The 20,515-nt window shown below is 70.5% G+C and carries 19 protein-coding genes; 5 read left to right on the forward strand and 14 right to left on the reverse strand.

All coding sequences use genetic code 11. The features are described 5' to 3' along the window. Positions 1–9: 9 nt before the first annotated feature. From rhuM to ZF1_RS22475, 5 genes are read right to left on the reverse strand one after another with little or no spacing between them, the layout of a single operon-like run. Positions 10–1,038 (reverse strand): RhuM family protein, encoded by a 1,029-nt coding sequence (gene rhuM, locus ZF1_RS22455; RefSeq protein WP_482638281.1) that lies wholly within the window; start codon positions 1,036–1,038, stop codon positions 10–12. Next, complete coding sequence (locus tag ZF1_RS22460; protein ID WP_482638282.1) at positions 1,035–4,166, reverse strand: type I restriction endonuclease subunit R; 3,132 nt, start codon at positions 4,164–4,166, stop codon at positions 1,035–1,037. The genes rhuM and ZF1_RS22460 overlap by 4 nt, the downstream gene beginning before the upstream one ends. Continuing rightward, a complete protein-coding gene (locus ZF1_RS22465) occupies positions 4,163–5,446 on the reverse strand; it encodes a restriction endonuclease subunit S (RefSeq protein ID WP_482638283.1) in 1,284 nt (427 codons plus the stop codon). The genes ZF1_RS22460 and ZF1_RS22465 overlap by 4 nt, the downstream gene beginning before the upstream one ends. Next, entirely contained in the window at positions 5,443–7,413 is a 1,971-nt protein-coding gene (locus ZF1_RS22470; RefSeq protein ID WP_482638284.1) for a type I restriction-modification system subunit M, read from the reverse strand. The genes ZF1_RS22465 and ZF1_RS22470 overlap by 4 nt, the downstream gene beginning before the upstream one ends. Continuing rightward, the gene (locus tag ZF1_RS22475) at positions 7,410–9,119 is read right to left on the reverse strand and encodes a hypothetical protein (RefSeq protein WP_482638285.1); all 1,710 of its coding nucleotides are present in this window, start codon (positions 9,117–9,119) and stop codon (positions 7,410–7,412) included. Before ZF1_RS22475 ends, ZF1_RS22470 begins: the two co-directional genes overlap by 4 nt. 109 nt (positions 9,120–9,228) lie before the next feature. Between ZF1_RS22475 and ZF1_RS22480 the strand changes: the two genes are divergently transcribed. Beyond that, positions 9,229–9,486, forward strand: coding sequence for a hypothetical protein (locus ZF1_RS22480; protein WP_476652557.1), 258 nt, complete (start codon positions 9,229–9,231; stop codon positions 9,484–9,486). A gap of 1 nt (position 9,487) precedes the next feature. Beyond that, positions 9,488–9,862, forward strand: coding sequence for a hypothetical protein (locus tag ZF1_RS22485; protein WP_476652558.1), 375 nt, complete (start codon positions 9,488–9,490; stop codon positions 9,860–9,862). Between the two features lie 161 nt (positions 9,863–10,023). Here the strand turns inward: ZF1_RS22485 and ZF1_RS22490 are convergent, their stop codons facing one another. Both ZF1_RS22490 and ald read right to left on the reverse strand, forming a co-directional pair. Then, the gene (locus ZF1_RS22490) at positions 10,024–11,559 is read right to left on the reverse strand and encodes an amino acid permease (protein WP_482638286.1); all 1,536 of its coding nucleotides are present in this window, start codon (positions 11,557–11,559) and stop codon (positions 10,024–10,026) included. 93 nt (positions 11,560–11,652) lie between these two features. Further along, the gene (gene ald / locus ZF1_RS22495; protein ID WP_482638287.1) at positions 11,653–12,753 is read right to left on the reverse strand and encodes an alanine dehydrogenase; all 1,101 of its coding nucleotides are present in this window, start codon (positions 12,751–12,753) and stop codon (positions 11,653–11,655) included. 95 nt (positions 12,754–12,848) lie between these two features. On the opposite strand from ald, the gene ZF1_RS22500 reads away from it, so the two are divergent. Next, positions 12,849–13,352, forward strand: coding sequence for an Lrp/AsnC family transcriptional regulator (locus ZF1_RS22500; RefSeq protein ID WP_251784298.1), 504 nt, complete (start codon positions 12,849–12,851; stop codon positions 13,350–13,352). 132 nt (positions 13,353–13,484) lie between these two features. Here ZF1_RS22500 and manA read toward each other — a convergent pair whose 3' ends face one another. From manA to ZF1_RS22525, 5 genes are all read right to left on the reverse strand, one after another. Beyond that, the gene (gene manA, locus ZF1_RS22505; protein WP_208821688.1) at positions 13,485–14,696 is read right to left on the reverse strand and encodes a mannose-6-phosphate isomerase, class I; all 1,212 of its coding nucleotides are present in this window, start codon (positions 14,694–14,696) and stop codon (positions 13,485–13,487) included. 27 nt (positions 14,697–14,723) lie between these two features. Then, positions 14,724–15,842: an SIS domain-containing protein gene (locus ZF1_RS22510; RefSeq protein WP_139282868.1), complete on the reverse strand. Its 1,119-nt coding sequence runs from the start codon at positions 15,840–15,842 to the stop codon at positions 14,724–14,726. Beyond that, positions 15,839–16,042 carry a Trm112 family protein gene (locus tag ZF1_RS22515; protein WP_073576344.1) on the reverse strand — a complete coding sequence of 68 codons (204 nt, stop codon included), beginning with the start codon at positions 16,040–16,042 and terminating at the stop codon, positions 15,839–15,841. Before ZF1_RS22515 ends, ZF1_RS22510 begins: the two co-directional genes overlap by 4 nt. A 110-nt stretch (positions 16,043–16,152) precedes the next feature. Further along, positions 16,153–17,565, reverse strand: a complete 1,413-nt coding sequence (locus tag ZF1_RS22520) for a phosphomannomutase/phosphoglucomutase (protein ID WP_073576345.1) — start codon at positions 17,563–17,565, stop codon at positions 16,153–16,155. Between the two features lie 64 nt (positions 17,566–17,629). Further along, the gene (locus ZF1_RS22525) at positions 17,630–17,980 is read right to left on the reverse strand and encodes a DUF3499 domain-containing protein (protein WP_217266917.1); all 351 of its coding nucleotides are present in this window, start codon (positions 17,978–17,980) and stop codon (positions 17,630–17,632) included. 135 nt (positions 17,981–18,115) lie between these two features. Between ZF1_RS22525 and ZF1_RS22530 the strand changes: the two genes are divergently transcribed. After that, positions 18,116–18,601, forward strand: a complete 486-nt coding sequence (locus tag ZF1_RS22530) for a metallopeptidase family protein (RefSeq protein WP_174525520.1) — start codon at positions 18,116–18,118, stop codon at positions 18,599–18,601. A gap of 91 nt (positions 18,602–18,692) precedes the next feature. On the opposite strand, the gene ZF1_RS22535 is transcribed toward ZF1_RS22530, so the two are convergent. After that, positions 18,693–18,983 carry a WhiB family transcriptional regulator gene (locus tag ZF1_RS22535; protein WP_083658828.1) on the reverse strand — a complete coding sequence of 97 codons (291 nt, stop codon included), beginning with the start codon at positions 18,981–18,983 and terminating at the stop codon, positions 18,693–18,695. A gap of 221 nt (positions 18,984–19,204) precedes the next feature. Here ZF1_RS22535 and ZF1_RS22540 point away from each other — a divergent pair, with 221 nt between their 5' ends. Continuing rightward, complete coding sequence (locus ZF1_RS22540) at positions 19,205–19,975, forward strand: site-2 protease family protein (protein WP_224401501.1); 771 nt, start codon at positions 19,205–19,207, stop codon at positions 19,973–19,975. Between the two features lie 7 nt (positions 19,976–19,982). Here ZF1_RS22540 and ZF1_RS22545 read toward each other — a convergent pair whose 3' ends face one another. Beyond that, complete coding sequence (locus ZF1_RS22545; protein WP_073576348.1) at positions 19,983–20,513, reverse strand: NUDIX hydrolase; 531 nt, start codon at positions 20,511–20,513, stop codon at positions 19,983–19,985. Positions 20,514–20,515: the final 2 nt, after the last annotated feature.

Here is a 20,515-nt window from a genome sequence, read left to right on the forward strand (position 1 = left end):
GCGAGACCGTCACGCATGGTCGGGATCGTCCCGCCCCCGTTCGATCTCCGTCAACGCCCGGAGATCGTCGATCTCCTGTTCGGTCGAACGGCGGGACTCCTGTGCTCGCCGTCGGGTGTCGAACTCGCCGTAGCGCTCGGCGCTGACCGCCTTCGCCTGCTCGGTGGACACGGTTCCGCTGCCGCGGAGCACCGTCTGCTCGTTGAACACGAGGAACCGGTCGGCCTGGGTGACCCAGTCCTGCATGAGCGTCTGCTTCCGCATCTCGGCGCGGTTCTCGGCGAAGTCGAGGAACATCGTCGTGAGCCGGTTGAGATGGGTGACCTCGGACTCGGTCAGGTAGTTCTTCGCGGTGTCGACGTCCTTCTTCCTGACCCGTGCACCGGACCAGGTCGTGAGCCCCAGGTTGACGGCAGCGGGATCGCAGCGTTGTAGGACCAGCTCACCTGCGGTCCGCCCGGTGACCGCGTAGATCAGCTTGTTCTGGATGGTCGCGAAGAAGACGCGGGCGGTGTCGGTGTCCTTGTCGTAGTCCGCGCTGGTGGCGGCGAACACGTCGCACACCTTCTGGTAGAAGCGCTTCTCCGACGCCCGGATCTCCCGGATCCGTTCGAGCAGCTCGTCGAAGTGGTCGAACCCGCTGGGGTTCTTCAGTCGGGGGGTATCGAGGACGAACCCCTTGACCAGGTACTCACGCAGGGTCGTGGTCGCCCACTGACGGAACTGCACGGCGCGGGAACTGGTCGCCCGGTATCCGACGGCGAGCACCATGTCGAGGTTGTAGACCTTCACATCCCGACGCACCTGGCGAGCACCTTCGGCGCGAACCATTGACTGTGAGTCAATAGTTGCCTGGGTCACCTCACCGTCGTCGAGCACCCTCCGCATGATGTGAGCGATGTTCGAGACCGAGGTGTCGTAAAGCTCGGCGATCTCAGCCTGAGTAAGCCAGATCGTGCCATCCACCGCCCGCAGCTGAACGTGCGATCGGCCGTCGTCACTGCGGTAGACGACGATCTCCCCGCCCGGCTCGATCATCCGCCGGTCTCCCGTTCCATCTCCGCCCGCAGCGCGGCCATCGCCTCGTCACGCGCCGGCTCCCGGATGATCCGGTAGGCGCGCTTGCGGGCCGCCTCCTTGATGGCCTTGGAGAACTGGTCGTTGTCGAAGTAGAGCTTCATGAAGTCGGTGTTGCGCTCGGCGTTCTCGGCGACGATGTCGTCGAGCCGGTCGTCGGCGACCTGACCGAAACGCTCCTCGTCGTTCATCAAGGCAATCTGTTGCATCCCGGTGTCGGCGACGAGGCCGAGGACCTGCTGGTAGACGAGCACCTGGTCGGACGTACCGAGTCCGAGCCCGAAGCGGTCGTTCAACTCGGCGATGACCTCAGCGAGCGGCACCATCTCCGGCTCCCGTGCGGTGGCCCCGTCGGCGGCATGTCCGCGCACGGTGTGGTCGCCGCCGTCGGACAGGGACACGTTGTGGGCGCCGGTGAACTCCAGCCGGAAGTGGGTCAGGTCGGAGTCGCCGATGTCGACGGTCACCACAGGCCGCCCGGGCAGGCGCAGCAGGAGCAGCCGGCCGTACTGGTAGAGCCGTTCGAGGTCGGGGTCGCCCCAGTCGATGACCTGGGCGAGCACGCTGTAGGCGTTGACGTAGCCCTGGAGGGCCTTGCGGAACAGCTCCTGCTCGTCGGTGTCGAGCGCAGCGAACCGGTCGAGCGCCGGGACGAGGTACCCGTGCAGCTTCGCGTGGAGCTTCTTCTCCGCCGCCGGCGCCTGCCGCCCGGGTGGGGCGTCGGCGAGCACCCGGACCAGGTTCTCCATCTCGGTGACGTCGAGCAGCCCGAAGTCCATCACCTCGCGCTGCTTGTCGTAGAGCAGGTTGGGGTCGCCCTCGGTGGTCAACGTCCGCTCGAACCAGGGCGCGAACGACTCACTTATCGCGTCGGCGGAGTTGGCAAAGTCGAGGATGCGGACGTCGTCCTGGGTCTTGAGCGGGTGGGTGCGGTTGAGCCGGGACAGCGTCTGTACCGCGGCGACACCGGTGAGCAGCTTGTCGACGTACATGCCGCAGAGCAGCGGCTGGTCGAAGCCCGTCTGGTACTTGTCGGCGACGACGAGCAGCCGGTACTCCTCCTGGCCGCGTGCGGCGGCGTTCGGGTCGTCGGCCCGGGTGTAGGCGAACCGCTCGGGCAGTCGGGCCTCCGGGAACCCGTTGAGCTGGGCCTCGGTGTACTCCAGTTCGGAGTCGGCGTCGGTCAGCTTCCCGGAGAACGCGACGAGCACACCGATGTCCGGGCGGTCGGCGACGTCCTGCACGAAGTGGATGATCGCCTGGTAGAGCGACAGCGCCTCCTGACGGCTGCCGGTCACCACCATCGCCTTGGCGCGGCCGCCGAGGCGCGGCGCGACGGACTCCAGGAAGTCCTCGACGATCAGCTTCGCCTTCTGCTTCACCGCGGTGGGGTGCTGCTCGGCGAGCTTGACCAGCGCGGCCTTGGCCTTGCGCTCGTCGACATCGGGATTGGACGTTCCGGACTGCTGTTCGACGGCGGCGTTGCGCAGCCGCCACTTGGTCTCGTAGGTGAGGTAGTTGGCGAGGACGTCGAGGATGTAGCCCTCCTCGATGGCCTGGCGCATCGAGTACACGTGGAACGGCTCGTAGACACCGGGCTCACCGGAGACGGGGTCGATCCCGCGCTCGTTCCACGTCCCGAACGTCTTCAGCGTCGGCGACTTCGGGGTGGCGGTGAAGGCGAAGTACGACAGATTCGGCTGCTTCCCCCGCGCCCGGGCCAGCGCGGCCACCGGGTCCTCGCCGTCTTCGGCGGTGGCGTTGGAGCCGAGCGCCTGCTTCAGCCGGGTGGCGGCGTCACCGCTCTGGGAGGTGTGCGCCTCGTCGATGATGACGGCGAAACGACGGTCGCCGAGGTTGCCGTCGGCGAGCTTCTGCAGGACGAACGGATACTTCTGCAGCGTCGAGATGACGATCTTCGACGACGAGTCGGTGAGCGCCTCGGCGAGCTGGGTCGTGTCGTCGTCGATCTTGCGTACGACGCCGGGGACATGGTCGAACTGGTAGATCGTGCGCTGCAGCTGCCGGTCGAGCACGACCCGGTCGGTAATGACGACGGTCTTGTCGAACACCGGCCGGTTGTCGGCGCCGTGCAGGTTCGACAGCCGGTGCGCGAGCCAGGCGATGGTGTTCGACTTCCCCGAGCCCGCCGAGTGCTGGACCAGGTAGTTGTTCCCGGCGCCGTGGGCGCGGGCGTGGTCGATCATCGTGGTGACGGCGTGCCACTGGTGGTAGCGCGGGAAGATCCGGTCCGCGGTGTGCGGGTTGAGCCGCTTCCCGGTCGAGTCGGCGCCCTGTACGTGCACGAACCTCTGGATGATCTCCAGCCAATTGTCGCGCTGCCAGATCTCGCGCCACAGATAGGCGACGGCGTACTCCCCCGCCGGCGGCCGCGGGTTGCCCGCCGAGCCGCTGACCCCGGGCCCGTTCGTGCCGATGTTGAACGGCAGGAACCGGGTGCTCCCGCCGGCGAGCCGGGTCGCAACCGCGGCCTGATCGGGGTCGACGGCGAAGTGGACGAACGCACGCTTGGCGAACAGCAGTTCGCGCGGGTCGCGATCACGGTACTGGGCCTTCGCGTGCTCGATGCCCTGGCCGGTGTTGGGGTTCTTCAGCTCGATCGTCGCGGTGGGCAGGCCGTTGACCAACAACACGACGTCGACCGACAGCGTCGCCTGCTTCGTGCTGAAGTGCACCTGCCGGGCGACGGTCAGGACGTTCGCCTCGTACTCGGCCAGGGCGTCCTTCGCGATGGTGTGACCGGGGCGGAAGAAGCACAGCTCGATCTGGACACCGCGGTCCTTCACGCCCTGGCGGAGCACGTCGAGCGTTCCGCGGGAATCGATCTCCATCGCGACGCGCTCGGCGAACTTGCGCTGTGTGGTGTTCTGGTCGCCGCCGTGCAGCTCGACGAGCCGATTCCAGGGCTTGATCTGCGTGGAGGCGATGAACTCGAACAACGCGCCGGTGTCCAGGCCGAGGTCGGGGCGGTAGAAGCCCTTCGACGCCCGCACCCAGCCGGAGTGGGTGGTCAGCTCGTGCTCGACGGCGTTCTCGAACGCCAGCTCGGTGTGGGCTCCGGGGTTCATAGATCGACACCTCGGGAAGTCGCGACGTCGAGCCGGCCGGTGACGGCAGCCGAGATCATAGCCTGACGCCGCTCCCCGATCAGACGAATCTGGCGTTCAACGGCCTCCCTGAGAACTGTCCGATCTCGACTCCGCGCATCAAGTTTCGCAATAATTCGATCCTGCATGACCGGATCCGGAAAGGGGAATCGTTGAGATTTGAGCTGCTCGCCAGTGAGATGCGCAATTGTGGTGAGATTCCCCTGTCCCGCAAAAACATTCATGTAGCTGGCCGCCTTCAGGCAGTAGTATAGCCACCTCTCCCGACTCCCACCTCGCGAGCGCACACGGTGTAGAGCCTTCTGGTAGTACATCTCAGTCGGACTGTCGCCCCAAATCGCTGCTCGCCCCGGTTCACCACCCTCACATACCAGAAGATCACCCGGTAGTACCCGATATCTACGACGCTCCGGTGGAGGAAAGTCCATCAGCAGAAGGTCGGTGGTATCTATGCGATCCCATTGGACATTCGTGTTTCGAAGATACTGACGAAGGTGTCGACCCTGAGTCCGAGCTGAGTTAAGCATCTTCCCTAATGCAACATCGTACTCGTAAGAAACTGCTGCAATTCGAGTTTCTGCTGCGACATCGCCGAGCCAGGCGAGACCACTCGGGCGCATGCCGACATCAAGATCCAAGCCACGGACGGATTCGACTATCTCAGCCGCTTCAAGTTCAGCGAGAGTGCTCAGTTGCGCCTCTCGCATCCGCAGAAAGGAGTCTATCTCAGCACAGTGACGGTCCAGGAAGTTCGCGATAGAATTCTGCTCGTCGAGCGGCGGCAGAACGATCGGAAGTCTTCGGAGTTCGTCGTTATCGATCTCCAACTGACCCGGCCGAACACCCCGCGATCGGCGAGCATACTCGTATCGGTATACGTCTGACCGCAAAAGCCAGTTCAAGAATCTTGAGCTCTCATGATGCTTCGGCCGAAAACAAACATAATGCCCAGAAACGATTCCCCGAAAAGGGGATACTCCCACAGAACCTTGCCATGCCTTCATTCGATTAAAAACAAGCCACGAATCATCAACGAGCTGGTAGATGCTCCGATCTTCGGCGGTCTTGTTCAGGTTATCCGAACGAGAATCCTTGACTACGACTCCGTAGTCCCGATAGACGCTGAGCATCTGCTCCGCTGGGTGATTGACATCCTTCACGCGATCGAACAGTGACCAGAGCGGAACGCTCCGCCAGCCCACCGGCCAACTCACTGAGGTGATCATGGAATGGCCGATCACCGAACAACCGCAGAGAGAAGTTCGCGGATCCGAGCTTCGATGCCCACGAGCTCCGCATCGATCTCCGCGAGCGGCCTAGGTGGGGTGTAGACGTGAAAACTTTGCAAGACCGGAATCTCGTACCCGACCTTAGTATTGCCCCGGTCAAACCATGCGTCCGGCGCGAACGGCATGACTTCTCGCTGAAGATACGAGTCGGGGTCCTCGTCAAGCGGCACGTTCTCGTAGTCCCGCAATTCCGGGTCCGGCACCCGTTCCCCCTTGACGAGCTGGTACTCGCCCTCCGGATCCGAGACCCCGACCGCACCCCAGATCGCCTTGAGAACCGACTGTGTGCTCGGCCAGAGCACCCGGGTCCCGGCGAGGATGTCCCGCAGCCCGACTCCGGCCTCCTTCTTCGTCGGCCACACCGTCCCGACATGGCCGCGCAGCGCCTCGATGAACGCGTCCCGATCCGCCCACTTCGCGAGCGGCTTCGCGTACTCCAGCGCGACGAGCGTGTCCTCGGTGATCTCGAAACGTTGCCGTAGCGGCCGCTCCACGGTGATCCGCTGGTACCCGAACTCACGGGTCCCGAAGACCTTCACCTTCGCGTGGTCGGGGTGCTCCGGATCGGCGGCGACGTCGACGGCCTTGTCGTACAGCTCGGTGATGTGCTTGATCTGGTCGGCGCTGATCTCCTTGCGCTTGTCCCCCAGAGACTTGCGCATCTTCACCCACTGGTCCCGGGCGTCGAGCAGGATGACCTTGTCCTTCAGCGCCGGGCGCTTGCGGTTGGACAGGATCCAGAAGTAGGTGGAGATCCCGGTGTTGTAGAACAGCTGGTCGGGCAAAGCGACGATGCCTTCGAGCAGGTCGCTCTCCAGGATCCACTGCCGGATTCTCGACTCCCCGGAACCGGCGGCGCCGGTGAACAGCGGGGACCCGTTGAACACGATCGCGAGCCGTGAGCCCTTGCCGTCGGCGGGCTCCATCTTCGAGATCATGTGCTGCAGGAACAGGAACGAGCCGTCGTTGATCCGGGGCAGGCCCGCCTCGAAGCGGCCGGCGGGGCCGAGCTCGGCCTCGACCTCGACGTCGTCCTTCACCTTCTTCCACTCCACGCCGAACGGCGGGTTCGCCAGCATGTAGTCGAACTTCCGGTCCGCGAACGCGGGCTGGGAGAACGTGTTCGCCAGGTCGATGCGGCCCGGACGATCGCTCATGAGCATGTCGGCCTGCCCGATCGCCCACGACTCGGGATTGACCTCCTGGCCGAAGAGGTAGACCTCGGCGCGCGTGTTCATCGAGCGGATCGCCTCGTCCGCGGCAGTCAGCATCCCGCCGGTCCCGCAGGCCGGGTCCAGGATGTTGATCACCTGGCCCTCCTCGCTGATCCGGTCGTCCGGGGCGAACAGCAGGTTCACCATCAGCTTGATGACCTCGCGCGGGGTGAAGTGCTCACCGGCCGTCTCGTTCGAGTCCTCCGCGAACTTGCGGATGAGGTGCTCGAAGACGTACCCCATCTCGTGGCTGTCGAGCTTCTCCAGGCCGTGGAACTCGTTGAACTTCGCGACGACCTGGTAGAGCAGCTTGTTCTCGGCAAGCTTGGTGATCTTGTTGTCGAAGTCGAACGCGGCCAGGATCTGCCGGATGTTCTCGGAGAACCCGTTGACGTAGTCGCGGACGTTCTTCGCGACCCCGGTCGCGTCACCGGACATCGTCGTGAAGTCCTGCTGCGAGACGTTGTAGTACGGCAACCCGGACGCCCGCACCAGCAGCGGCTGCTTGTTGCGCATGTCCCCGAGCTGCGCGTCGCGCTCGCGGACCTTGGCCCGGGTCGGGGCCAACTGCGCATCGAGGCGGCGCAGCAGCGTGAACGGCAGGATCACCCCGCCGTACTCGTGGCGCTTGTAATCACCACGCAGCAGATCGGCCACCTTCCAGATGGCGCCCGGCATATCGGTGAAGGTGAGTCCGGAGGTCACGGGGTCTCGCTTTCGCTCGGTTCGGTGACGATGGTCTCGCGGTCGGTGATGGCGGCGGGCAGCAGGGCTCCGGCGGTCAGGCCGTGCAGGGTCTGCTCCAGCACCCCCTGCCCGAGACCGGCCAGTGCGGCCATGGCGGCCTGCAGGTCGACGACGTGGCGGAAGTGCGCGCCGTAGCGGCGCTGCTCGGCCGACGGCATCCGGGGGATCCGACACCGGCGCAGGTCGTCGCGGCTGATCGCGCCGTGGGTGTTGGACACCGGGAGTGCGGCGACCTCGGCCCGCAGGAACAGCGCTAGGAAGTGCGCGTCGAGCTTCCCGGGCGCGATCTCCACGACCTGGGCGACGCCGCGGTCGTCGTCGGCCGTGCCGGTCGCGACGACCGGTGGGCGCCCGAGAACCCGCAGAAGCACGTCCCCGGCCCGCGGGGTGGTGTCCCGCGCGCGAACGCGTAGTGCCCCGGCCCGTTCGAGTTCGGCGATCGTGACCGTCGACCGCTCCCGGCCCCCGGGGGACCCCACGGGGTCGGGGATCGCGTCGCTCACACCGACGAATGCGGCACGCAGTCGTCGCACGATGTCGGTGAACTCGTCGGCGGGTCCGATCCCGACGTCGTCGACGTAGCGGCGCGGCGACAGGTCGACACCGTCATCGAGCAGGTCCAGCCGCGGGACCATTCGGACCCGCTCCGGGCCCGCATCGGCGATCAGGTGCTCCCACCCGCGGTCGTCGGTCGGCAGATCGGCCGGCTCGGCGAGGTGGTCGAGCGCAACCATCCGGACCGGACGGTCATCGACCGGGGGCCGACGCAGGACCCAGAGGTGCAGCATCGACCCGGTCGCACCGGTCAAGGTCGCCGGGAGCGCGACCACGGTCCGCAACGTCCCACTCCGGACCAGCTCGGCGCGGAGATCGCGCCCCGAGCCCAGGGCTGCGATCGTCGGAGGGACCGCGACCACGGCCGTCCCCCGGGGGCGCAGCAGGGACAGGGCGTAGCCGATCCAGCCGAGGTCGTGCCGCGGCGCGTCGTCCCGATCGTCGGTCGGCCGTGGAGCGGGTCGGGTCAGCGCCGGTCCCAGACAGAGGACACCGGCAGCCCGGCCCCGGTACGGGGCGAGCCGGTCGTCGCCACCGCGCTCGGCGGACAGGACCGCATAGGGCGGGGCGTGCGGGTGGGAGCGGAGCCGCTCGGCCGCCGTCCGCGCCACCGCCTCGTCGCCCTCATGGCCTACCAGCAGGGCATGGTCGCCGAAGCGGTCCGCGACGGCCGAGAGCAGCACCCCGCCGGCACACGACGGGTCCAGTACGACAGGGGGCTCGCCGGAGTCAGGGGTGCCACCTGCTCCGGGGTCACCGAGATCGTCGGGGAACGGGAGGAGCGCGGCCATCGTCCGTGCCAGCAGCTCGTGGTCACCGAGTCCGTCCACGGCCCGTTCCTGGGGGACGACGGCGACCCCCGCGATCGAACCGGCCACGACGCCGTCGAGCCGCTGAGTGCCGGTGTCGGTCTGCCCGGCGACGGCGAGCTGGTCGGCCTTGCCCGTCGCCCGCAACCACCGCAACACCTCCGGCCAGAAGTACAACCCGCCCCGGGGGCGGGGGAAGTCGGGGTACCGCTTCCGCCAGTTGGACACGGCAGCTCTGCCCACTCCGGCCCGGCGCGCGATGGCGGCGGCCGTGACGAGATCGTCCGTGTCGGTGCTCACGAACGAGACAGTAGCGTTCACAACATCACGAATCAAGTTTGTGAACACAGTGGCGAGCGCACACAAATGCCCTTACGGTTGCGCCACGTCCACCGTCAGGAGGCCAACCGTGCGCCACCACCGTCTCGCCCTCGCCGCCGAACGCGCGCTCTGCTCCCCGGTCGTCCGGGAGAGGTCCTGCGGAAAGCGCCGCTTCCGTGATCGGATCGCCGCCGACCTGGCCCTCGCCCGGATCCGCTGCTCGGGCGCCGCCCGGCACCGCGACCCGGTCCGCTCCTACGCCTGCCCGACCTGCGACGGTTGGCACCTGACCTCCCGCCGGACGTGGACCACCGTGCCCGTGCCCCGTCGCCCACGGGAGACCTGACATGACCTACGGACCCGACGAGCAGCGCACCCCGGTCGCCCCGCCGGACCCCCTGGAGATCGCGGCGGACCTGCCCGGCGGCCGGTGGTCGGCCGACGCCGACGCCGCTGTCGCGGCCGCGACGGACCTGCTGGACGTCCTCACCGGCACCGTCGTCGCCGACCTCGAAGCCGAGCGGTCCACCACGAACCCGGATCCGGTGCGCCTCGACGCGCTCCGGGCGGAGCTGGAGCACTACGCCGCCGAGCGACAGCGGCTGTCCCTGCGGGACCCCCGCCACGTCGAGCAGGTCCGGCGCCACTACGGCCCGATCGTCCGACAGCGGTCGGCCGAGCACCGGGACGACGCCCGGGACGGACACCCCGGACCGTCCTGACACCCCGACGGCGGCGGTGTCCCACGACCTCCGGTCCGCACCGTCGGCCGTCGCCGGGGACGGCCGGCACGGGTGGGGACGGCGTTCCGGGTCTCCGAACGGGAACGGCGGCGCCCCCGGACGATCCCGGGGACACCGCCGTCGTCGGGCAGGGTGGGGTGTCAGTCGGAGGACGTCGCCTGGGCGGGCAGGTCGCCGCGCTCGCGGCGGCCGAGGATCGAGTTCTTGCGCGAGTACGCGAAGTACACGATCACGCCGATGACCATCCAGATGACGAACCGCAGCCAGGTCTCGACGGACAGGTTCAGCATCAGCCAGACGCAGGCGAGCACGGCCAGGATCGGCACGAGCGGCACCAGCGGGGTGCGGAAGCCGCGGGGCAGCTCCGGCCGGGTCCGGCGCAGGACCACCACGCCGATCGAGACCAGCACGAACGCGAAGAGCGTGCCGATGTTGACCATCTGCTCGAGGTCCTGGGCCGGGAAGAACGTCGCGACCAGGGCGATGACGACGCCGATCAGCCAGGTGGCGCGGCCCGGGGTGCCGAAGCGGTTGGTCCTCGCCAGCGCGGTCGGCAGCAGCCCGTCGCGCGACATCGCGAAGATGACGCGGATCTGGCCGAGCATCAGCACCATGACGACCGTGGTGAGGCCGAGCAGCGCGCCGACGGCGATGATCGTCGCCGCCCAGTTGATGCCGAGCGAGGCGAACGCCGTGGCCAGGGTGGCGCGGGTGCCGTCGGGCTTCGTGGCCAGGTCGGTGTAGGGCACCATGCCGGTGATCACCAGCGCGACCGCGACGTAGAGCACGGTCACGATGGCGAGCGAGCCGAGGATGCCGCGCGGCAGCGCCTTCGACGGGTTCTTGGTCTCCTCCGCGGTGGTCGCGACGGCGTCGAAGCCGATGAAGGCGAAGAACACGATCGCGGCGGCGGCGAACACGCCGTAGACCCCGAACACGCTCGACGAGGCGCCACCGAAGAACGACAGCAGTGACTGCTGGATGCCGGTGCCGGTCTCGACGGTGCCGGGCGTGGGCTCCGGGACGAACGGGGTGTAGTTCGCCGCGTTGATGAAGAAGGCGCCCAGGATGATCACGAACAGCACGATCGCGACCTTGATCGTGGTGATCACCAGGCTGACCCTGCTGGACAGCTTCGTGCCGCGGTAGAGCAGGAACGCCAGGACGACGACGAGCAGCAGCGCACCCCAGTCGAAGGAGAAGAAGCTCCCCAGCTCGAACGAGGTCGAGACCTCGATGCCGATCAGGCCGAGGGTCTGGGCGAGGTACTCCGACCAGCCCTTCGACACGTAGGCCGAGCCGACCGCGAACTCCAGGACCAGGTCCCAGCCGATGATCCAGGCGATGAACTCGCCCAGGGTGGCGTAGGAGAAGGTGTAGGCGCTGCCGGCGACCGGCACCGTGGAGGCGAACTCCGCGTAACAGAGGGCCGCCAGACCGCACGCCACCGCGGCGAGCACGAACGACAGCGACACCGCGGGACCCGCGATGTTGCCGGCCGTGCTGGCCGCGAGGGTGAAGATGCCGGCGCCGATGACCACCGCGACCCCGAAGACGATCAGGTCGATCGTCCCCAGGTCCTTCTTCAGCCGGGTGTCCGGTTCGTCGGTGTCCCGGATGGATTGCTCGACCGTCTTGGTGCGGAACATGCCGCCACCACGGCTCGTGACCGTCATGGGCGGTGAAACTACGTCCGCGATGCGGTCTGCGTCACGCCATGCAACGCGGATTTGAGGTCACGATGCGGTTGCGCAAGGACACGTCCGGCCTCAGACGGTCCCGCGCTCCAGTCCGTGGGCCTGCGCGACCTCCTCGGAGAGCAGCACGCCGTGATGGGTCGACAGGCCCGCGGCGAGGTGCGGGTCGGCCTCGGTCGCGGCCCGCCAGCCCTGGTCGGCCAGGCGCAGCACGTGGGGCAGCGTCGCGTTGGTGAGGGCGCGGGTCGAGGTGTGCGGCACCGCACCGGGCATGTTCGCGACGCAGTAGAAGACGGTGTCGTGCACCCGGTAGGTCGGGTCGGCGTGGGTGGTGGGCCGCGAGTCCTCGAAGCATCCGCCCTGGTCGATCGCGATGTCGACGAGGACGGCGCCGGGCCGCATCTGCGAGACGAGCTCGTTCGACACCAGGGTGGGCGCCTTGGCCCCGGGCAGCAGGACCGCCCCGATCACCAGGTCGGCGGTGGTCACCGCCTCGCGCACGGACAGCGCGGTGGAGTACTGGGTGCGCACGGCTCCGGCGTACTGCTCGTCGATCACGCGGAGCTTGTCCACGTCGACGTCGAGCACCGTCAGCTTCGCGCGCATGCCGGCGGCGATGGCGATGGCGTTCGCCCCCGCGACCCCGGCACCGAGCACGACGACGTCGGCGCCCGGCGCGCCCGGGACGCCGCCCAGGAGCATGCCGCGCCCGCCCGCCGAGCGCATGAGGTGGTAACCGCCGGCCTGCGGGGCGAGCCGGCCCGCGACCTCGCTCATCGGGGCGAGCAGCGGCAGCCGGCCACGGGAGTCGGTGACGGTCTCGTAGGCGATGGAGGTCGTCCCCGCCGACAGCAGTGCGTCGGTGCAGGCGCGCGACGCGGCCAGGTGCAGGTAGGTGAACAGCGTCAGGTCCGGGCGCAGGTGGCCGTACTCCGAGGAGATCGGCTCCTTCACCTTGAGCAGCAGCTCGGCCGAGCCCCACACCTCGGCGGTGTCGGACACGATCTGCGCCCCGGCCTCCTTGAAGTCGGCGTCGGAGATCGCGGACCCGGCGCCGGCGTCGTGCTCGACGACGACCTCGTGCCCCCGCCCGACGAGCTCGTGCACCCCGGCGGGCGTGAGCGCCACCCGGAACTCGTTGTCCTTGGTCTCCTTCGGCACTGCGACGCGCATGTCGCTCTCCTCCACTCGGCCCGCCAACTGCGTCAATGGTGAAGAAACATCGATAGGCTGCCAACAGAACTGAACAAGATTCTCGGAGGGTTCTCATGAGCGATGATTCTTCGGAACCGCGGCGGATCAGGCCGTCACCGTCGAACCCTGTTCGGCTCGACGGGGTCGACCGGGCCCTGCTGCGCCAGCTGGAGCGGGATGCCCGCACACCGAACAACTCACTCGCCGCGGGCGCGGGGATCGCGCCGTCGACGTGCCTCGGCCGCATCCGGGCGCTGCGCGAGCGCGGGGTGATCCGCGGCTACCACGCCGACGTCGACCCGGCGGCGACCGGCCACCCCCTGCAGGCCATGATCTCGGTCCGCCTGCAGTCCGACGCCCGCGACCGGCTCGCCGAGTTCGTGACCCGGGTGTCCCGCCGCCCCGAGGTGCGCGACGTGTACTTCCTCGCCGGCGACGACGACTACATGATCCGGGTCGCGACCGCCGACACCGTGGCACTGCGTGACCTGGTCGGGACGCTCAACGCCTGGGCGGAGGTCGCGGGCACCCGGACATCGCTGATCTTCGAGCACCACCGGGCGCCCGACACCTACTGAGCCCCGTCGTAGCCGTGGCGGAGCAGGGCGAACGCCGCGTCGAGGTGCTCGCGGGCCCGGCCCGCCTGCTCGCGCAGCAGCGGCGGGATCCCGACGACGTGCGCCAGCACCCGGTCCGCCGGCGCCGGTGGGCTACAGCGCGTCGCCGGACAGGAAGACCGTGGCCCCGTCCTCACCGGTGGTCAGCACGGCGCCGCTGTCGGCCGCGGAGAGGAACACCGCCCGACCGCGGGGCAGCTCGACGGTGACACCGCCCGCGTCGACCGCGGCGTCACCGTCGACACACAGCAGGATGCGGGCGCCGGTGCCGGGGACGTCGAGCTTGTCCCGGCCGTCGGTGACCGCGCGGCGGAGCAGGAACTCCTCGACCGGCACGTCGTAGCGGTGCCAGCCGTCGGCGCCGGGGTCGGGGACCGGGGCGCGGACCGGCGGCGGCGGGGCGGTGAAGTCGAGGACGCGCAGCAGCTCCGGCACGTCGACGTGCTTGGGCGTCAGCCCGCCGCGCAGCACGTTGTCGGAGTTGGCCATCACCTCGATGCCCGCCCCGGACAGGTACGCGTGCAGGTTCCCGGCCGGCAGGTACAGCGCCTCGCCGGGGGCCAGGGTGATCCGGTTGAGCAGCAGCGCGGCGAGGACGCCTGCGTCGTCGGGGTAGCGCTCGGACAGGTCGAGCGCGGTCTTCGCCTCGCCGGTCCACTCCTGGGCGGTGCCGCGCTCCAGCAGCCGGACCGCACCGTCCTGCAGGGCCGGGACGAGCCCGTCGAGCACCGACTGGGGCAGCGTGATCCAGGTGGTGAACAGCGCGCGCAGCCCGTCCGGGCACGGCTGGCCGGCGAGCAGCTCGGTGTAGGCGGCGAGCTCGGGGACGTCCAGGGCGCGCAGCAGCTCCACCGTGCGGGCCGGCTCGCGGAACCCGACCAGCGCGACGAACTCGGTCAGCGCGCAGATCAGCTCCGGCTTGTGGTGGGCGTCGCGGTAGTTGCGGTCCGGCGCGTCCACCGCGATCCCCGCGGCGTTCTCCCGCTCCCAGCCCTCGCGGGCCTGCTCCAGGCTCGGGTGGGCCTGCAGGCTCAGCGGCTCCTCGGCGGCCAGCACCTTCAACAGGAACGGCAGCCGTCCCTCCCAGCGGTCGCGGCCCGGGCCCAGCGCGGCGAGCGGGTCGGCGGCGATGAGCTCGTGCAGCGGGCGGGTGCCCCCGGCGACCGTCGACGGGGCGGCCGGGTGCGCGCCCAGCCACAGCTCCGCCTGCGGGTGCGGTGACGGGACGGGCTCGCCGAGCAGCTCGGCGATGACCGTCCGCGAACCCCAGGCGTAGGTGCGGATCGGGTTCTCCAGCAGTTCCACGGGTCTCCCGGTGTCAGGTGCGCGGGGTCAGGTGATCAGGGTGGCGCCGGTCGCCAGGCCGAGGTACACGGCGGCGATGTCGGCGCGCAGGGCGAGCACACCGGCCCGCAGCAGCGCCGCGTCGCGGGTGCCGCGCGGGATCTCGTCGACCGGGTGCGCCAGATCGGCGTTCGGCCACTCCCGGCCGAGCACCCGGCGGCTCACCGACTGCGGGTCCTCCTCCCCCGTGCCGAGCAGCACCAGCCGCGGCGGCGGCGCGTCGCCACCGGGGGCCGGGTCGTCGAACGGGTCGTGGAAGATGTCGCCCCCGCCCCGCTCGGACAGGTCGACGGCGACGCGCAGACCGGCCAGGGTGCCCGCCTGCGCGAGCCCGTCGGCGTGCGCGACGACACCGGCGTGGGTGGCCAGCGCCAGCGCGCCGTGCCGGGCCACCGCGGCGGCGGCCGGGTCCACGCCCCACAGCAGCGGCGTCCGCTCGGCCAGCCGCAGCGCGAGCGCCTTCGCCGGGTTCACGAACGGCTCGTGCGCGGGCTGGCAGCGCTCGGCCTCGGCGTCCAGCGCGTCGGCCAGCGCCTCGAGCCGGGCCGGGACCTCCTCGCTCCGCATCCCGGGCAGCAGGTCCAGCTCGGCGACGGCGACCAGCGCCACCGTCAGCGCCTGGGCGAACCCGAGCCCCTCCGGCAGCGGAATGCGCGGCTCGACCAGCCGGGCGCGCCCGGCGCCGGCCTGGGCGACCGGCCCGGAGTCCGGCGCGGACAGCACGACCTCGGCGCCGCGGTGCACCGCGACGGCGACCGACTCGGCCAGCTCCGGGTCGGTGGGGTCCGCGGAGTGCGCGACGACGACGTCCAGCGGCCCGATCCAGCCCGGCATCCGCTCGGCGGCCACGACCGGCACCGGACAGCGGTCGGTGAGCAGGGCCGTGACGAGGTCGGCCACCACCCCGGAGACACCGGGCCGGTGCAGCAGCACCAGCGCGCGCGGACGGTGCCCGCGCAGCCGGTCCAGCCCGGCCTGGCCCGCGGTGTACAGCGCGGAACGGACCTGGGCGCCCGCGGTCGCGGCGGCCCGCAGGACGCCCGTGGTGTCCCGCGCCGCCAGCCCCTCGGGATCGGCCAGCAGCGTGTCGTCGAGCACCCCGTTCACCCGTCGTCCCGTCCGTCCCCCGCCGGCCCGGTCCCGGGCAGCGCCTCGTCGAGGAGCAGCACCGGGATCCCGTCGGTCACCGGGAACGCGCGACCGCACGTCGTGCAGGTCAGCCGGTCCTCACCCGGGGTCAGTACCGCGTGCGCGTCGCACGGGCAGGCCAGGATCTCCAGCAGCTGGGGGTCGAGCTGTAGGGCCACGGTTCTCCTCGTCGTCATGTCGCGCTCTCGATGCTGCCACCCGGTACCGACACTCCGCGGCAGCCGACCGGGTACGGACGCCATCACCGCAGGTGTGCGGGGCCGCGCGATCAGGCGCGCACGACCGCCAGCACCTCGTCCACCAGGGCACGGACGGCCGCGTCGTCGGCCGCCTCGACGTTGAGCCGCAGCAGCGGCTCGGTGTTCGAGGCCCGCAGGTTGAACCACGATCCGTCCGGCAGCGAGACGGTCAGGCCGTCGAGCCGGTCGAGCTCGACGCCGTCGCGCGGGCCGAAGACGCCCTCGATCTCGGCGACCCGCGCGGCCTGGTCGTCGACCGTCGAGTTGATCTCCCCGGAGGCGGCGTAGCGGTCGTAGCCCGCCATCAGCCCGGACACCGTCGCGCCGGCGGCGGCCGCCCGGTGCTCGCCGAGCGCGGCCAGCAGGTGCAGCGCCGCGAGCATGCCGGAGTCGGCCTTCCAGAAGTCGCGGAAGTAGTAGTGCGCGGAGTGCTCGCCGCCGAACACCGCGCCGGTCTCGGCCATCGTCTGCTTGATGAACGAGTGGCCCACCCGGGTGCGGACCGCACGACCGCCGTGCTCGGCGACCAGCTCGGGGACCGCCCGCGAGGTGATCAGGTTGTGGATGACGGCGACGTCGGACTCCCCCGCCGCGTGCGCCCGGGCGAGCTCACGGGCCGCGACCAGCCCGGTGATGGCGCTGGGGCTCACCGCCTCGCCCCGCTCGTCGACGGCGAAGCAGCGGTCGGCGTCGCCGTCGAAGGCCAGGCCGAGGTCCGCGCCCTCGGCGACGACCCGCTTCTGCAGGTCGACCAGGTTCGCCGGGTCCAGTGGGTTCGCCTCGTGGTTCGGGAAGTTCCCGTCGAGCTCGAAGTACAGCGGCACGACGCGCACGTTCAGGCCGTCGAACACGGTCGGGACGGTGTGCCCGCCCATCCCGTTCCCGGCGTCGACGACGACGGTCAGCTCCGGGGAGGCGTCCAGCGAGGTCAGGTCGACCAGGCCGCGCAGGTAGCGCGCGTAGCCGGTGAGCATGTCCTCGGTGCGCACGGCACCCGTCGACCGGACCTCGGGGACCCCGGAGTCGAGGAAGCGGCCCGCCTCGTCGCGGATCGTCGCGAGGCCGGAGTCCTGGCCGACCGGGACGGCACCGGCGCGGCACAGCTTGATGCCGTTGTAGGCGGCCGGGTTGTGGCTCGCGGTGAACATCGCGCCGGGCAGGTCCAGCGTGCCGGAGGCGTAGTAGAGCATGTCGGTGCTCGCGAGCCCGATGTCGACGACGTCGAGCCCCTGCCCGGTCACCCCGTCGGCGAACGCCGCCGCGAGCGCGGGCGAGCTGTCCCGCATGTCCCGCCCGACGACCACCGCCGACGGCGCCGGGTCGTCGCCCGCCACGAGCCGCGCCGTCGCCGCACCCAGTGCGCGCGCGGTGGGCTCGTCCAGTTGGTCGCCGACGACACCGCGGATGTCGTAGGCCTTCACGATCGCCGAGAGGTCGGGCACGACGCACGACCCTAGCGCAGCCGTGTCACCCGTCCGCGCAGGTCTCCTCACCCCGTGGGGCTGCTCAGCCGTCCTCGAGCTTCGGGAGCACCCGCAGGTGGCCGCGCCGCCCCGTGCCACCGGGCCGTGCGACCACCTCGACCGGCCGGTCCACCCGGCCCGCCTCGCGGACGGCGTCGGCGAGCGCGGTGAGGTCCTCGCCGCTGTGCTGGGGCTGGGCGAACTCGCCCTCGAACCGGACGACCTCCCACCCGCGGGGGGCGGTGAGGTTGTGCGCGTGCCCGGTGCAGAGGTCGTAGGAGTGCGGCTCGGCCTGCGTGGCCAGCGGGCCGACGACGGCGGTCGAGTCGGCGTAGACGTAGGTGAGCGTGGCGACGGCGAGCTCGGTGCAGCCCGTCCGTGAACATCTCCGCACACTCAACACATCGCCGACGATAGCCCGTCACGGGCCCGCCGCCGTACTGCGACGCGCACCCCGCTCGGCGGACGGTCCGCCCGCCGCGGTCGCGGGTCACCCCCGGGTGGGGCGCGGGGGTCCTAGAATGCCCTGGTGCCCACCGCTCGTCCCCAGAACGACCGCCGGTCGCCGCGCAGCCCGCGCCGGCGGGACCGGCGAGGACGCGGCCTGCGCGGCCTGATGTACCCGGTGTCGACGCCGGCCTTCCGCACCCGCGCCGAACGCTTCGACGCGAAGGTGCTGGAGGCGCTCGAACCGATCGAGGCGCGCTGGGGCCCGGAGCTGGTCGACCTCGACCTCGCCGTCGACGACGTGCCGTCGGTCGACCGCACCTCGCCCGACGAGATCGTGTGGGGCACCGGGGTGCTGGCCGACGTCGGCGTCCCGCTGGCCCACCTCGTGCCGGCCGGGGTCGACTCCGCCGGGATGCCGACCCGGGCGCGGATCGTGCTCTACCGCCGCCCGCTCGAGGCCAGGGCCCGCAACGGCGAGGACCTCGCCGACCTCGTGCACGAGGTGCTCGTCGAGCAGGTCGCGGAGTACCTCAACATCGAGCCCGACGCCGTCGACGGTGGCTGAGGCCCCCGCGGCACGACACGGCCCGGGGACGACGACGGGCCGGTCACCGTGACGGCGACCGGCCCTCGTGTTCCTGTTCCCCCGCGGAGTCTCAGACGGCGGCGCGGCGGAGGCGACGGCGCTCCCGCTCGCTCAGCCCGCCCCAGATGCCGAAACGCTCGTCCTGGGCCAGCGCGTACTCCAGGCACTCGGCCCGGACCTCGCAGCCGGAGCAGATGCGCTTGGCCTCACGGGTGGAGCCGCCCTTCTCGGGGAAGAACGCCTCCGGGTCGGTCTGCGCGCAGAGCGCACGCTCCTGCCAGTCCGGCACCTCCTCGGAGGAACCGTCGTCCAGCAGGCCCTTCAGGTCCAGGATCTGGGCGACCTGGTCGTAGTCGGCCATCTCGTGATCGGGCCGTTCGACCGTGCCCATCGGCTCGGCCCCCACCGGCCGCAGCATCCGCATGAACCCCTCGACGTCGTCCACTCGCCCACCTCCCCGCAACGCACTGGCGAATGACACCGCTGTAAGTACAGCGCTGACACTCGCTCTGTGCAAGCCGGCTCTGCCGATTGAGTGAAGGGTCGCGCGCGGGCGTTTCCTCCGACATGGAGTATGGGTACGTGCCGTCCCTGACACGCCGCATCAGCCCCTGGTTCCTGCTGATCCTCGGCGTCACCCTTCTCGGTGGTGTCCTCGCCGCCGCCGCCGTCCCCACCCGATCGGGGGTCCTGGCGACCTCCGGGATCTTCGTCCTGGTACTCGGCGGCTGGGTGGTGTCGCTGTGCCTGCACGAGTACGGGCACGCCGTCACCGCCTATCGCGGCGGGGACACCTCGGTCGCGGCGAAGGGCTACCTGACCCTCGACGTGCGGCGCTACGCCGACCCCGGCCTGTCCCTGGTGCTGCCGCTGATCATCCTGCTGATCGGCGGGCTGCCGCTGCCCGGCGGAGCGGTGTGGATCAACCAGTGGGCGCTGCGGTCGCGGGCCCGGCGCAGCGCGGTCTCGCTGGCGGGCCCCGCGGCGAACCTGGCCCTCGGCGTCGTGTTGATCATCACGGTGGCCGCGTTCCCGGGGATGCCGCTGCCGGTGGCGGCCGGGCTGTCCGCGCTCGCGTACTTCCAGATCATCGCGTTCGTGCTGAACATGCTGCCCGTGCCCGGCCTCGACGGCTGGGGGGCGCTGGAGCCGTACCTGTCCGCGTCGGCGCGGAGCCTCGGCGAGCGGGTCCGGCCCTGGGCACCGTTCGTGCTGCTCGCCCTGCTGCTGTTCGTACCCGGGGTGAGTGCGCTGTTCTTCGCCGCCACCCAGCTGCTGTTCGGCGCCGCCGGCGGGGACCAGGAGCTGTTCCGGCTCGGCTACTCCGCGATGTTCTTCTGGCGCGACCTCTGAGCCCGGCTCAGCGGGCGGCGGCGACCATCGTCGCGACGGTGTCGTCGTCGGCGGGCAGCGCGTCCACCGGCCACCACCGCAGGTCCAGCGACTCGTCGCTGATCCGCGGCGTCGCGCCCGCGGGGGCGCGCACCAGGTAACGCACGTCCAGGTGGCGGGTCGGGACCCCGAGCGAGCAGGTGACGGGGTGGACGTCGACGTGCAGCGGGTGCTCGTCGATCTCCAGGCCGTCGATCCCGGACTCCTCGGTGGCCTCGCGCAGCGCCGCGGCGCGCAGCGAGTCGTCGCCCGGCTCGCAGTGCCCGCCCAGCTGGATCCAGCGGCCCACCCGCGGGTGCAGGGTCAGCAGCGTGTGGTCCCCGCCCGCGTCGAGCAGCAGCGCCGACGCGGTGAGGTGCCCGGGCACGCAGGAGCGGTCGCAGGCGTCGTCGGGGCGCGCGTCGAGGAAGGCCAGCAGCGCGTGCTGCAGGGCCCGCTGGCCGGGGTCGCGCGGTGTCCAGGCGCCCAGCTCGCGGGCGGCCGTCGCCGTGGCCACCACGG

Source organism: Pseudonocardia sp. ZF1, from assembly GCF_056835605.1.